The sequence below is a fragment of the Kingella pumchi genome (assembly GCF_022288825.1).
GTDB classification, from domain to species: domain Bacteria; phylum Pseudomonadota; class Gammaproteobacteria; order Burkholderiales; family Neisseriaceae; genus Kingella_D; species Kingella_D pumchi.
Map to the genome: position 1 here is coordinate 20,593 of NZ_JAKOOW010000077.1, position 14,125 is coordinate 34,717.

A 14,125-nucleotide genomic window follows, 5' to 3' on the forward strand; every position below is an offset into this window, starting at 1 on the left:
TTATTATCTACTAATTTTAAATAAGGATTATTTAATGAAGATTAAGCAAGAAATAGAATTAAACAAAAAATTAAAACGATTAAAAAAAATTGCTAATCTAAATAGCAAGGTAAATTTTTCAAAGAAAATTAAGTCATTTATTTATGAAAATTGGAAAATTTTTATTGCTTTCTTATTTTCAGTCTGCTTAATAATTATTCCGTGGAGTTATCTTAATCATATTAATTCTATTTATTTATTACAAGATGTTTTATCTTCTTCTAAGATGTGGGTTGGAGCTTTTTACTTATTAATTTTTGTATTATTTTTTTGTTTGTTTATGCCTTTGTCTGTCCCATCAATGTACGTTTGGATTCTAAATAAATTAAAAATAGGAGAGAATAATAAAGAAATACAAAAAAAGCTTACTCTCACTCTTTTAATCCCCCCGATGCTTTCGTTAATATTAATATGGGTAGGATATTTTTACACCTACAAAGGTGATGGGGCGTTAAAATATTATTTTTTAATTATGCTACTTTCTCCTTCTATATTATGTATATTTTATTGTTTAGGTTCTAAAGATGAACGCATCGTATTGCCTTTAACGTTTGCATCATTTCTAGTAGGTGTATGCTTAATATCTAACATAATATTAAATTATATACATGAGGATGTTTTGATATCTTTTATTTGTGTTTCAATAATCTCCATCATGATTTACTGGGCAATTTATTCATTAAATTTTAATAGGTTGGGGGATGTTGAAGTGCTAAATAAAGACAAGAGTAAAGCCCGGTTTCATGATACAATACGTGCCTATCTGTTGCTTGCTGGCGTGGTATTTGGTTTTAACATTATATTATTTTTGCCATTTTTGCTTTTTATTGCTTCAATATCTCCAAATGCTATTTTAAATGGTGGGGATTATGATCAAATTATGCGGAATTTAAGTCAGGCAATATACTCAACTTTAATTTTGGTTATTTATATTTTTTCTATTTTATTTCATTCGTCTTTTAATTTTATTAGTCGAAGTGAATTGATAAAGACAATTGTTTCTGTGTGGTTGGTTAGTTTTTTGTTGTTTATTATGGCGGTTTTTTTTATGGATAGTTACCCTATATTTATAATAAATTCAATGCGAAATATGGGGTATATTGAAGATAAACGTGATGCAAGGTGGTATGCTTTAGACGAAAGATTCATTCAATGGGGAAGGAACCAAGAGATTTTTGTAAAAAATAAGATGATTTATTCGGTTGATCCGATATGTTTAAAAAAGAATTATGAATTAATTGATCTTATTGAAAAAGGCAAGGATGACGTTTCTTATCAATTATATGGATATATGGCATGGAATCTTGGACAAACTAAAGTTTTTTGCCCTGTAACTGTTTCAATAGGTAGTGAGGTTGGGGAGAAGTGTTGGCATATCCCAAGTCAGTATTTATATCTAATGCCTAAGTAATTTTAACGATACTGAGCCAACTCTAATTTTTTTAGGATAAGTGTAAATCCTTTAGATAAGCAAGCATAATTTGGGTTACTAGGCCCAACAAACAGCATACTTGAATCAGCTTAAAAATACTGGGTTTGCAACCTAGTCTACCCGCAATAAAAAGCAGCCTGAAATCCTTTTTTCAGGCTGCCACAACCCCAATACAGAGAACTCCCATGCGTTTCCCCACCCTTCTCCTTTGCGTCCTGCTGTCCGCCCCTGTGGCGGCTGTCGGCACCGCTTCCGAAGCCGCCGCGCCCTATCAGTGGGCGGTGCCGGTTAAACAAGATGCCAATCTTTACCGCATCGACGCCAAGCTCTACCGCAGCGAGCAGCTGACCCGTGCCGATGCGGCGGCGGTGCGCGGTTTGGGCGTCAAAAGCGTGGTCAATCTGCGCCATTTCCGCCGCAGCAGCAACCGCAGCGCGCTGGCGGGTTTGGATATCGAGCTGTTGAACAAGCCGCTGCGGGCGTGGAAGATTACGCCCAAAGAGATTGCCGAGACGCTGTTTCTGATTGAAAAACAGCAGCAAAAAGGCGCGGTGCTGATCCACTGCTACCACGGCGCCGACCGCACCGGCCTGATTTCCGGCATGTACCGCATTGTTTATCAGGGCTGGCCGGTGGAGGAAGCGCGGCGCGAGATGCAGCAGGGGCCTTACGGCTATCACAGCGTCTGGCGCAATATCGGCCGGCTGTTTTCCGATGAAAACGTGCGCCAGGTACGCGCGGAACTGGAAGCGCTGCGGCAGTTGGACGAGTTGAGACGGCAAGACATCGAGCGATAAACGTTTTTATTCAAGGCAGCCTGAAAGCCGTTTACACGCTTTCAGGCTGCCTGCTTTTGCCGCTTGGTATAAAATGGGCGCCTTTTTCCGTTTCAGGCTGCCTGAAACCGCAAAAGGCAGCCTGAAAGCTGTTTCAACAAACACTTAACTAATCAAAATTGCGAAAACAGGACACACAACCATGCCCGACTACCGCTCCAAAACTTCCACCCACGGCCGCAATATGGCCGGCGCGCGCGCGCTGTGGCGCGCCACCGGCATGATGGAAACCGACTTCGGCAAACCCATCATCGCCATTGCCAACTCGTTTACCCAGTTCGTGCCCGGCCATGTGCATCTGCACAATATGGGCCAGCTCGTTGCCCGCGAGATTGAAAAAGCGGGCGCGGTGGCCAAAGAATTCAACACCATCGCCGTGGACGACGGCATCGCCATGGGGCACAGCGGCATGCTCTATTCGCTGCCCAGCCGCGATCTGATCGCCGACTCCATCGAATACATGGTCAACGCACACTGCGCCGATGCGCTGGTGTGCATTTCCAACTGCGACAAAATCACCCCCGGCATGCTTATCGCTTCCATGCGCCTGAACATCCCCACCATTTTCGTTTCCGGCGGGCCGATGGAAGCGGGCAAGGTTTTGGGCGTGGCCAATATCCAGCCCGAGCGCCGTTTGGACTTGGTCGATGCGATGATTGACGCGGCCGACGACAACGTTTCCGATGCCGCCATCGACGAAATCGAGCAAAACGCCTGCCCGACCTGCGGCTCCTGCTCCGGCATGTTCACCGCCAACTCCATGAACTGCCTGACCGAAGCACTCGGCCTGTCCCTGCCCGGCAACGGTTCCTACCTTGCCACCCACGCTGGCCGCAAAGAATTGTTCCTCGAAGCCGGCCGTATGATTGTCGAAATCACCAAACGCTATTACGAGCAAGACGACGAAACCGTACTGCCGCGCAGCATCGCCACCAAAAAAGCCTTTGAAAACGCCATGACCATGGACATCGCCATGGGCGGCTCCACCAACACCATTTTGCATTTGCTCGCCGTCGCCAACGAAGCAGGCGTGGATTTCAAAATGGCAGACATCGACCGCTTAAGCCGCGTCGTGCCCTGCATCTGCAAAACCGCGCCCAACAACCACGACTACTACATGGAAGACGTGCACCGCGCCGGCGGCATTTTCGCCATCCTGAAAGAATTGGACAAAGCGGGCAAACTGCACACCGACGTGTACACCATCCACGCGCCCACGCTCAAAGACGCGATTGAAAAATGGGACGTAACCAATCCCGAAAACACCCACGCCATCGAGCGCTTCAAAGCCGCGCCCGGCGGCGTGCGCACCACCCAAGCATTCTCGCAAAATCGCATGTGGAAAACCCTCGACCTCGACCGCGAAAAAGGCTGTATCCGCAACGTCGAACACGCCTACTCGCAAGACGGCGGTTTGGCGGTCTTGTTCGGCAACATCGCCGAACGCGGCTGCGTGGTGAAAACCGCAGGCGTGGACGAGAGCATCCTCAAATTCACCGGCCGCGCCCGTGTGTTTGAAAGCCAAGAAGCCGCAGTAGAAGGCATTTTGGGCAACCAAATCGTCGCCGGCGACATCGTCATCATCCGCTACGAAGGCCCCAAAGGCGGCCCCGGCATGCAGGAAATGCTGTATCCCACCAGCTATCTCAAATCCAAAGGCCTCGGCGCCCAATGCGCCTTGCTTACAGACGGCCGCTTCTCCGGCGGCACATCGGGCTTGAGCATCGGCCACGTTTCCCCCGAAGCAGCCGAAGGCGGCGCCATCGGCTTGGTGCACGAAGGCGATACGATTGAAATCGACATCCCCAACCGCAGCATCAACCTGAAAATCTCCGACGAAGAACTCACCCAACGCCGCGCCGAAATGGAAGCCAAAGGCAGCCAAGCATGGAAGCCGGAAAACCGCGACCGCTACATCTCCGCCGCCCTGCGCGCCTACGGCGCCATGGCCACTTCCGCCGACAAAGGCGCGGTGCGCGACGTATCGCAGATTGAGCGTTAAGCCCATTTTCTCTGCCGCCAAAGGCAGCCTGAAAAGTTTTCAGGCTGCCTTTTTCACTAAGCAGGGATAATCAACACAGAATGGTGGAGATTTGTCGGTAAAGAAACTTTTAGGCAGCAGATGATTAATGTTGAAAAATTGGAGACGTAAAATGAGTTATTTGAGTTTGGATGATGATATGTATTTGGTTTATGATTTTAAAAAAGATATGAAAAATAGAAAAAAAGAAGGAGCATATTGAAGATACAAGATTACTATCATTGAATGACGAAAGTATCTTTGGCATCAAAAAAGACAAAGGATTGTTTGCGTCGGATGAGTGGTGGGCTAATATCGATTCCGGACAGATTATCACCAGAAGCGTTTCCGGAGTAATATCGTCAATATATGAGGCGGGAATGGAAAGAAGAAATATACCGAATAGTTTTAGTTTTATAGATGATGAAGGCATCGTAAGGAATGAAAGTATGTATATGATGAATAAATCCGACAGACATTTATTTTGTGAAGGGAAAAAAATTGCTATTTTTTACGCATATGACGAATTAAAAATATCAAAACAAGGAAAAGGAGACGTGATTGATTTGGAAAACAACTATGTTGAACAAGTCATTGAGATGGCAATCTCAGAATAATCGGCATAAGTAACAAAACGGTGGTTAAAAACCGCTGCAAGGCTTTAAGCGGAGTCAAAGGCGCAATTTGTCCAATTGCCGCCATTCCCGATTTGTCCAACCGACGTCATTCCCGCGCAGGCGGGAATCTTGGTTGGCCTTCAACCATGTTTGAAGAAACACCCGATGCCTAAGCCGAAATAAGATTCCCGCCTGCGCGGGAATGACGCTGTTTAAAGGGTTTTGGGCTTTGCAAAGCTTTCAGGCTGCTTTTTCGGTTTCACCCCAAGCAGCCTGAAAGTAGTTTTTTGTTTTCAGGCTGCTTGCCGGATACGGCGCGGATCCCGATAATTGCGCCCGTTCCAAGCGCCGTTATGTTGAATGATGGGGATGATAATCCTCAAATTCCCAAGAAAAAAATCTTAATAAATTTGATAATGACAACTCCCATGTTTCTTTTGAGCAATGTGTCAATATTTTATTAATTTCATTAATAATATCTTTATGACTAAACTGTTCCATTACTAGCGCATTTGACCAAAAAATACCTTCTTTGCTGCAATTATGTGCAATCCATTTGGGTGAGCAAACGCAAAAGGAAAAAATGGATGTCCCTTGCTCACCTTCAACCCCAATCTCTATATCTATCCATTGATGAAAGTTATCAGGTATCTCAGGATAAAATTCTTCAAAATTAACATCATATAATTCTATACTTTTTAAATTCAGTTTAATCATTTTATATTTAAATGTCCGTTAGTTAAAGTTTTTCCATCGGTATTTCTAATGACGAAATTAGCCTGTGATCCTGTAGGATTGAAAGCTTTTGAAGTATTAGATTTGATAGTTGGAGGGCGATATAATTGTGTACCATCTGCACTTATTTAAGGAAAACCATGCGCCGATTTCTACCCACCCTGCTGCTTGTACTGCCGCTGGCTGCTGCTGCCGAGCCGGTTCGCCAAATCAACAGCCACCGCGATCTGTGCCAGCACACCCTGCAGGGCGCCGCGTTCAACCGTTTTCTCGAAACCAGCTGCGGTTTCGATGAAAACGTTTCCGACAAAGTTTACCGCGTGCTGCGCAAGCTGCAATGCAACGCCTTTACGCTGGAAGAAAGCACCCGCCTGAGCCGGGAAGCGGTGGCCGACGGCCAGATGCGGCTTGAGCGTTTCGGCAAAACCGAGTTCTGCCAGGGCAACCGACAAGGCTATCTTGATGCGGGGGCGATGATGGAAAAAATACTGGAAGACAATGGGCAGGCGCAATAAAGCGTCCGCCGCAGCAAAGGCAGCCTGAAAGGTTTTTCAGGCTGCCTTTTTGCACGGTCAATCTAGTGATGATGATGGTGATGATGGCCGTGTCCTTGCGCGCGCTCTTTGCCGATGGGCATTACCAGCGTGGCGTAGGCGGCGGACTCTTGGCACACTTTGGCATCGGCAAACGGCGTTTTGTGCACCACTTTCACTTTCCACAAACCTTCAATCAGCGGCAGCACATTGACCTTGCCCTGTTTGTCGGTTTGGCCGGAAAAAGCCTGCGGCTCGCGGTGGTCGTGGGCGGCGGCCGAATCGCGCTCGGCGAAGGTGTCGGAAGTGGCGGTAACGGTGGCGCCGGCCAGCGGTTCGCCCTGATAGAGAATCTGCACGGGCAAGGCCTGGCCGGGCTGCAGGCTGTTGGGATTGGCCAGCGGCACGATTTCCAGAGTCTGGCCGACCGGGCGGCTGATGGCGGTTTCATCCGCGCCGCCGTCCACCACCACTACCGCTTTGCCGAACATCTGGCTCTGCTGGCAGAACACCGCTTCGGGGCGCTCGGCCAGATTTTTCTGCGCCCATTTGCCGGCGGCATCTTTCGACCAGAAAGTCGGCTTATAGGTGGCGCTGACGATGTAGCTGCCTTTTTTCAGGCTACCGGAAACGTATTGGTAGTTTTCGCCCTGCTGCTTGAGCGCGGCGGTTTTGCCGTCGGGCGAAGTGATGTGCAGCGGCGCGAAAATATGCAGACGGTCGGCGGGGATGGCTTCGGCATGCGGAAAGTCGTGGCTGTAGGCCAGCTCGGCTTTCAGGCTGCTTTTGGCCGGCAGCTCGGCGGGGGCGTTCACCCAAACTTCGTGGGCGTGGGCAAAGGCGGCGGTGCAAATCAGGGCAAGGGGGAGCAGTTTTTTCATGTCTCTTTCCATAAAAGGTGGGAAAACAATGCCGGCCGGCGGCCGTGCGGGCGTTATGGTATTACACTCGCCGGCCGCTTTCAACGGCAATTTGGTTTGTTGCTCTAGGGTAGTTTTCAGGCTGCTTTCGGGCAAAGGCAGCCTGAAAGCCTTTGCTGCCGCCATTTTTGCCGTCGCGGGCATAAGTTGCCCGTAGCGCGCTGCTTCAGAGCCAAAGCAGCCTGAAAAGCCAAACGGCGGCGGAACCCTTCGTTCCGCCGCCGCGTTTTGGCTTTTCAGGCTGCCTGTTTGTATCGGGCATCCTTATTCGACTTCGGTGCGTTTGAAATGGCGTGGCCGCATGCCGCCGAGAGCCAGCGTGCCGAAATAAAGCAGCAGCGCCAGCAGCAGCAGGCCGGCCAGCTGCAGCGCGCGGTAGGCGCCGGACACGCCCGTCCATTGCAGCGGCAGCCAGATTTGCGCGGCGGCCAGGCCGCTGGTCATCACCGCCACCGCCACGCCGATGCGCAGCAAAAACGGCTTCCAGCCCGGCTGCGGGCGGTAGAGATCGCGGATGCGCAGCAGCAAAAACAGCAGCGAAGCGTTGATGCAGGCGCCCAGCGCAATCGCCAGCGCCAGCCCCGCATGCTTGAGCGGCCACACCAGAATCAGGTTAAAGAGCTGGGTGCCGATTAGCGACACCACCGCCACTCGCATCGGCGTGCGCACGTTTTGGCGGGCGTAAAAACCGGGCGCCAGTACCCGCACCAGTATCATCGCCGGCAGGCCGACGGTATAGGCCACCAGCGCGTACTGCGTCATCTGCGCGGCGTGCAAATCGAATTCGCGGTACATAAACAGCGTGGCCACCAGCGGGAAAGACAGCACCGCCAGCCCCGCCGCCGCCGGCAGCACCAGCAGCATGCACAGCCGCAGCCCCCAGTCCAGAAGCGCCGAGAAGGCCGCCGGATTGTCTTTGGCGGCGTGTTTGGAGAGGCCCGGCAGCAAAATGGTGCCGAGCGCCGCGCCGACCACGCCCGAAGGCAGCTCCATCAGGCGGTCGGCGTAATACATCCACGACACGCTGCCCACCGCCAGAAACGAAGCAAACACGGTATTGATCACCAGCGACACCTGCGCCACCGACGAGCCGAACATCGAAGGCAGCATCTGTTTCACCACCCGCCGCACCGCCGCGTCGTGCCAGTCGATTTTGGGGATTTTCAGAAAGCCGAGCTTAAACAGCCAGGGCAGCTGGAAAACCAGCTGCAAAATGCCGCCGACAAACACCGCCCAGCCCAGCGCCATCACCGGCGGGTCGAAATAGGGCACGAAAAATACCGCAAACACGATAAACGACACATTCAGCAGCACCGGCGTAAATGCTGGCACCGAAAAGCGCCCGTAGGTGTTGAGTATGCTGCCGACAAAAGACGACAGCGAAATCAGCAGGATATACGGAAACACCACCCGCAGAAGCCGCACCGCCAGCTCAAAGCGCGTGCCGTCGCGGGCAAAGCCGCCGGCCGTCGTCCAAATCACCGCCGGCGCCGCCAGAATGCCGACAGCGGTAACCAGCACCAGCGCCAGCAGCAGCATCCCCGCCACATGGCGGGCAAAAGCCTGCGTCGCTTCCGGGCTTTTGTTGTGGCGGTATTCGGCCAGTATCGGCACAAAGGCCTGCGAAAACGCCCCTTCGGCAAAAATCCGCCGCAAAAGATTGGGCAGCCTGAAAGCCACCACAAAAGCGTCCATCGCCGCGCCGGCACCGAAAATCCGCGCCACCACCGCATCGCGCACGAAGCCCAATACGCGGGAAAACATCGTCATACTGCTTAAGCGGGCTAAAACGGCAAGAAGGTTCATGGCGGCAAAACGGGCGGCAAAAAAAGGCGGCAAGTTTACCATACCCGACTGCAGGCAGCCTGAAAGCCGGTTTCAAGCGCTTTTCAGGCTGCCTGCCAAAGCAAAAAACAAGCAGAGACCTTTGCAAAATCCCCCCAAATCCCCTAAATGTCTTGGTGGTGATTTAGGGGATTTGGGGGGATTTTGCAAAGGTCTCAGCCTACTTCCCGCTCCTGCCAGTTGAAACATGCCGCCAAATCGGTATTGAAATGTGCGCCGATGTTTTGCCGCCTTGCGTATGCGGCTTGGGCGACGGCGAGGCTGCATTCGAGCAGGTTGCGGTTTTCGTATTCGGACACGGTGTGCGGCTCGGCTTGGTTTTGCTTCCAAAGCCGCAGTTGGGCGATGGCGCGGCGCAGGCCGGTATCGTTGCGGAGGATGCCGAGATGGCGTTGGTTGAACGCTTGCAGGACGGGGCGGCTGAATGTGTTTTGGAGGTCGTCTGAAAAGATGCCTGCTTCGGCGGAGGGGTTTTCAGACGACCTTTGGGGCGGTGCGGTTTGGAACGCTTGTCCGTCTGCGATGGTTTGGGCGGCAAGCCTGGCGGTAACGACGCATTCGAGCAGGGAATTGCTGGCGAGGCGGTTGGCTCCGTGCAGCCCTGTGCAGGCGGTTTCACCTAAGGCGTAGAGCTGCGGCAGGGAAGTTCTGCCGCAGGGGTCGGTTTGGATGCCGCCGCAGGTGTAGTGTTGCACGGGGCGGACGGGGATGGCTTGGCGCGTGATGTCCAAACCGCATTGGGACAGGCAGTGCCGATGGATGGACGGGAAATGCTGACGGACGAACTCTGCGGGTTTGCGGCTGATGTCGAGCGAGACGAAATCTTGCGTTTGTTTGGCGATTTCGGCGGCGATGGCGCGGGCAACGATGTCGCGCGGCGCGAGTTCGGCGCGGCGGTCGTAATGCGGCATAAACCGTTCGCCCGCTTGGTTGGTCAGAATGCCGCCTTCGCCGCGCACGGCTTCGGAAATCAGGAAGGTACGTCCGTTTTCAGACGGCCTTGCCAAGCCTGTGGGGTGGAATTGGATAAATTCGAGGTTTTCGACTGCACAGCCTGCGCGTATCGCCATGGCGATGGCGTCGCCCGTGCATTCGGGCGGCGTGGTGGTGGCGGCGTAAATTTGCCCGAGGCCGCCGCCTGCGAGTACGGTATGGCGGGCGCGGATGCGGTAGGTTTCTTGCGTTTGGCGGTCGAGGACGGTCAGTCCGCACGCCGCGCCTGATTCGGTTTGGATATCCAACGCCATCTGCTGCTCGTAAACGCGGATGTTCGGGCGGCGGCGTATTTGGGCAATCAGGCTCTGCATGACGGCTTCGCCCGTGTAGTCGGCGACGTGGGCGATTCGGCGGCAGGTATGCCCGCCTTCGCGCGTCAGGTGCAGGTCGTTATGATTCCGGTCGAACGCCACGCCCTGCGCCAGCAGCCATTCGATTGCCGGTTTGCCCTGCGACAGGATGGCGCGGACGGCGGCTTCGTCGCACAAACCCGCGCCCGCTTCTAAGGTATCGGCAACGTGTTTTTCGATGTCGTCCTCTCCCGACCATGCCGCCGCAATCCCGCCTTGCGCATGACGGCTGGCGGTGTCGTCCAGCCGGTTCTTGCACAAAATGACGATGCGGAACGATTCAGGCAGCGACAGGGCGAGCGTCAGTGCCGCCAGCCCGTTTCCGGCAATCAATACGTCGCAATCGGTTTGCATGGTGTTGTCCTTGTTTGTGAGGTCGTCTGAAACGGCAATATTGACGGCAAATCAGGCGGGTCCCATACCGTTGAACACATCCCCGCGTTTGAGTCCTGCCGCGAAGTCGAGCATACGCTGCAAAGGCAGTTTGGCGGCTTCGCCCAGCTTTCTGTCCAACAGGATTTCGTTGTGTCCGCTTGTCAGGGCGTATTTGATGCCGCCCAGCGAATTCATCGCCATCCACGGGCAGAACGCGCAGCTTTTGCAGCTTCCGCCGTTGCCCGCCGTCGGTGCGGCGATAAATTCTTTGTCGGGCGCCTGCTTTTGCATTTCGTGCAGGATGCCTAAATCGGTTGCCACGATGAATTTCTTTTCAGGGCGCGATACGGCGGCTTTCAGCAGTTTGCTGGTCGAGCCGACCACGTCGCCCAGTTCGATGACGCTTTGCGGCGATTCGGGATGAACCAGCACCACCGCGTCGGGATGTTCCACCTTCAACGCCGCCAGTTCTTGCCCTTTGAATTCGTTATGGACGATGCACGAACCCTGCCACAACAGCATATCCGCGCCCGTTTCGCGGCGGATGTAGTCGCCGAGGTGGCGGTCGGGCCCCCAAATCAACTTCTCACTGCGCGATTTCAGATACGACACGATTTCCAACGCCACCGAAGACGTTACCACCCAATCGGCACGCGCTTTCACGGCAGCGGAAGTGTTGGCGTACACTACCACCGTACGGTCGGGGTGTTGGTCGCAAAACGCCGAAAACGCCTCCTCGGGACAACCCAAATCCAAAGAACATTCCGCTTCCAAATCAGGCATCAGCACCGTTTTTTCAGGGCAGAGGATTTTCGCGCTCTCGCCCATGAAGCGCACGCCCGCTACCACCAATGTACCGGCTTCATGTTCCGCACCGAAGCGCGCCATTTCCAGCGAATCGCCCACACATCCGCCCGTTTCCAAAGCCAAATCCTGAATCAGCGGATCAACATAATAATGCGCCACCAAAACCGCGTTTTTCTCCTTCAGCAAAGCCTTGATTTCGTCTTTCAGACGACCTGCCGTCTCGCGGTCGGGCGTATCGGCAACCTTCGCCCACGCCTGACGGATTTGGCAGGCGGAAGTCGGCGTTTGGATGAGGGGCATATCGTAGTCGAACGAGCGGCGGGCGGCGGTTTGCATGATGTTTCCTTGTAGCTGGTTTTCAGACGACATGAAGGTTTACCGTCTGTTTTTCAAACTGTTTTATATTATGCTCAATTTGAGTATAATATGCAAGGTCGTCTGAAAACAGGTTTGCGATACCGCAAAACCGACCCGCTTCGTTCCGACAAACCGCTTTGGTTTACAATAAAACCTTTCCCACCCGCAGAAAGCCGAGCATGGACGCCTACCCCGAAGCCGAAGCCCCGCCGGGAAGCATCGTCGAGCTGGTTCCTGTATTGATTGCCGTTACCGATGGCGGCCTGCGGGTATTGACCGTCGCCCAAGGCACGCTCCTGCCCAACGGCCCGCTCTCCCCTCTGCGCAATTCCCTGCAGGCAGGCGTAAAGCTGTGGGTCGCCAAGCAGACTTCGCAGCCTATGGGCTATGTGGAACAGCTTTACACCTTTGTCGATACCCACCGCCGCAACGAACACGGCATGCCCGTCTTGTACGTCAGCTACTTGGGGCTGGTGCACGAGGCAGCCGACAGCATCCTGCATCCCGACGCGAAATGGCAGGACTGCTACGACTATTTCCCGTGGGAAGACTTGCGCACCGACGGCGGGCAGCGAGACGCCATCGTCAGCCGCCTGCGCATTTGGGCAAACTCGGCGGACACGGAGGAAGTCCGCCAAAAGCGGCTCAAGCGCATTCATTTGTGTTGGGGGGTCGAACTGGAAAACTGGTCGGAAGAATACGTTTTGCAACGCTATGAAATGCTGTATGAAAGCGGCCTGATAGTGGAAGCCGCCGAGCCGCAGGCAAACTTCGACTTCGCGCTCACGGGGCAGGCCATGCGCCACGACCACCGCCGCGTGTTAGCAACCGCCCTGTCCCGCCTGCGTGCCAAAATCAAATACCGCCCCGTGATTTTCGAACTGATGCCGCCCGAATTCACGCTGCTGCAACTGCAAAACAGCGTCGAAGCCATCAGCGGCAGATTACTACACAAGCAAAACTTCCGCCGCCAAATTCAGCAGCAAAACCTCATCGAGCCGTCGGATACCGGCGTATCGGGCAGCAAAGGCCGTCCCGCGCAGCTTTACCGCTTCCGCGACGACGTCCTGCCCGACAGGCTGATTTCGGACATCGGACTGCCGCTGGGCAGCCGTTAGCCCGTTTTCAGACGACCTATAGTGGATTAACAAAAATCAGGACAAGGCGACGAAGCCGCAGACAGTACAGATAGTACGGCAAGGCGAGGTAACAACGTACTGGTTTAAATTTAATCCACTATAAAATGAAGTTTTGCCCCATCGGTGCAACATCAATCTTTTTCAACAAAGGAAACCTCATGTCGTCTGAAAACACCCTCTTTCCCCTCCCTGACACTCTGCTGCGCCCCATAGTCGAACAAGCCTTGAGCGAAGATTTGGGCAGGCGTGGCGATATTACGTCCAATGCCATCATTACATCCGATAAAACTGCCAAATTTTCCCTCGTCAGCCGCGAAGACGGCGTCATCGCCGGCATGGACTTGGCGCGCCTCGCCTTTCAGACGATGGATCCGTCCGTCCGCTTCCAAGCCGAAATCCAAGACGGGCAAGCCGTCCGCGCAGGTCAGACGCTTGCCGCCATCGAAGGCAACGCCCGCGCGCTGCTCGCCGCCGAACGCACCGCGCTCAACTACCTCACGCACTTAAGCGGCATCGCCACCGCCACCGCGCGTGCCGTTGCCGAAGTCGCCGAATACGGTACAGACATCGTGTGCAGCCGCAAAACCATCCCCCTGCTGCGCGTCCTGCAAAAATACGCCGTCAGGGCGGGCGGCGGCGTGAACCACCGCATGGGCTTGGACGACGCCGTACTCATCAAAGACAACCACCTCGCCTATTGCGGCAGCATCGCCCAAGCCGTGCTGCAGGCAAGACAGGCGGTCGGACCGTTGACTTGCGTGGAAATCGAAGTGGACACGTTGGCACAACTGGACGAAGCCATCGCGGCGGGCGCGGAACGGATTTTGCTGGACAACATGGACGATGAAACCCTGAAAGAAGCGACAAACCGCTGCCACACGCAAACCACCCACCCACACACCATCTATTGCGAAGCATCGGGCGGCATCGGCTTCGACCGCCTGAGGCGCGTAGCGCAAACCGGCGTGGACGGCATCGCCCTCGGCTATCTGACTCACAGCAGCCGATCGCTGGACATAGGTTTGGATTTCGTGGCGTAAGTTCAATTACACATCGAGACCTTTGCAAAATCCCCCCAAAATCCCCTAAATTCCCACCAAGACATTTAGGGGATTTCTCATGAG

12 protein-coding genes are annotated in these 14,125 nt (G+C 53.6%); 7 read left to right on the plus strand and 5 right to left on the minus strand.

The features are described 5' to 3' along the window. The first annotated feature begins 34 nt into the window (after window positions 1-34). From MB824_RS11225 to MB824_RS11240, 4 genes are all read left to right on the plus strand, one after another. Window positions 35-1,450 (plus strand): hypothetical protein, encoded by a 1,416-nt coding sequence (locus tag MB824_RS11225; RefSeq protein WP_238748621.1) that lies wholly within the window; start codon window positions 35-37, stop codon window positions 1,448-1,450. Between the two features lie 206 nt (window positions 1,451-1,656). Continuing rightward, on the plus strand, window positions 1,657-2,268 hold the full coding sequence (locus tag MB824_RS11230) for a tyrosine-protein phosphatase (RefSeq protein WP_238748622.1): 612 nt from the start codon (window positions 1,657-1,659) through the stop codon (window positions 2,266-2,268). A 181-nt stretch (window positions 2,269-2,449) separates the two neighbouring features. Then, complete coding sequence (gene ilvD / locus MB824_RS11235; RefSeq protein WP_238748623.1) at window positions 2,450-4,309, plus strand: dihydroxy-acid dehydratase; 1,860 nt, start codon at window positions 2,450-2,452, stop codon at window positions 4,307-4,309. Between the two features lie 260 nt (window positions 4,310-4,569). Then, a complete protein-coding gene (locus MB824_RS11240; protein WP_238748624.1) occupies window positions 4,570-4,944 on the plus strand; it encodes a hypothetical protein in 375 nt (124 codons plus the stop codon). A gap of 351 nt (window positions 4,945-5,295) precedes the next feature. On the opposite strand, the gene MB824_RS11245 is transcribed toward MB824_RS11240, so the two are convergent. Continuing rightward, on the minus strand, window positions 5,296-5,661 hold the full coding sequence (locus MB824_RS11245; protein WP_238748625.1) for an immunity 8 family protein: 366 nt from the start codon (window positions 5,659-5,661) through the stop codon (window positions 5,296-5,298). 158 nt (window positions 5,662-5,819) lie between these two features. Between MB824_RS11245 and MB824_RS11250 the strand changes: the two genes are divergently transcribed. Continuing rightward, window positions 5,820-6,194, plus strand: coding sequence for a hypothetical protein (locus tag MB824_RS11250; protein WP_238748626.1), 375 nt, complete (start codon window positions 5,820-5,822; stop codon window positions 6,192-6,194). A 62-nt stretch (window positions 6,195-6,256) separates the two neighbouring features. Here MB824_RS11250 and MB824_RS11255 read toward each other — a convergent pair whose 3' ends face one another. From MB824_RS11255 to nadA, 4 genes are all read right to left on the minus strand, one after another. Beyond that, complete coding sequence (locus MB824_RS11255; protein WP_238748627.1) at window positions 6,257-7,093, minus strand: DUF4198 domain-containing protein; 837 nt, start codon at window positions 7,091-7,093, stop codon at window positions 6,257-6,259. A 303-nt stretch (window positions 7,094-7,396) separates the two neighbouring features. Next, the gene (murJ, locus tag MB824_RS11260) at window positions 7,397-8,938 is read right to left on the minus strand and encodes a murein biosynthesis integral membrane protein MurJ (protein WP_238748636.1); all 1,542 of its coding nucleotides are present in this window, start codon (window positions 8,936-8,938) and stop codon (window positions 7,397-7,399) included. A 194-nt stretch (window positions 8,939-9,132) separates the two neighbouring features. Next, complete coding sequence (gene nadB, locus MB824_RS11265; RefSeq protein WP_238748628.1) at window positions 9,133-10,677, minus strand: L-aspartate oxidase; 1,545 nt, start codon at window positions 10,675-10,677, stop codon at window positions 9,133-9,135. Between the two features lie 51 nt (window positions 10,678-10,728). Then, a complete protein-coding gene (nadA, locus tag MB824_RS11270) occupies window positions 10,729-11,841 on the minus strand; it encodes a quinolinate synthase NadA (RefSeq protein ID WP_049230404.1) in 1,113 nt (370 codons plus the stop codon). A gap of 200 nt (window positions 11,842-12,041) precedes the next feature. Here nadA and MB824_RS11275 point away from each other — a divergent pair, with 200 nt between their 5' ends. Together MB824_RS11275 and nadC are read left to right on the plus strand one after the other, a co-directional pair. Beyond that, the gene (locus tag MB824_RS11275) at window positions 12,042-12,980 is read left to right on the plus strand and encodes an NUDIX hydrolase (protein ID WP_238748629.1); all 939 of its coding nucleotides are present in this window, start codon (window positions 12,042-12,044) and stop codon (window positions 12,978-12,980) included. A 179-nt stretch (window positions 12,981-13,159) separates the two neighbouring features. Then, the gene (nadC, locus tag MB824_RS11280) at window positions 13,160-14,041 is read left to right on the plus strand and encodes a carboxylating nicotinate-nucleotide diphosphorylase (RefSeq protein WP_238748630.1); all 882 of its coding nucleotides are present in this window, start codon (window positions 13,160-13,162) and stop codon (window positions 14,039-14,041) included. Window positions 14,042-14,125 lie beyond the last annotated feature (84 nt).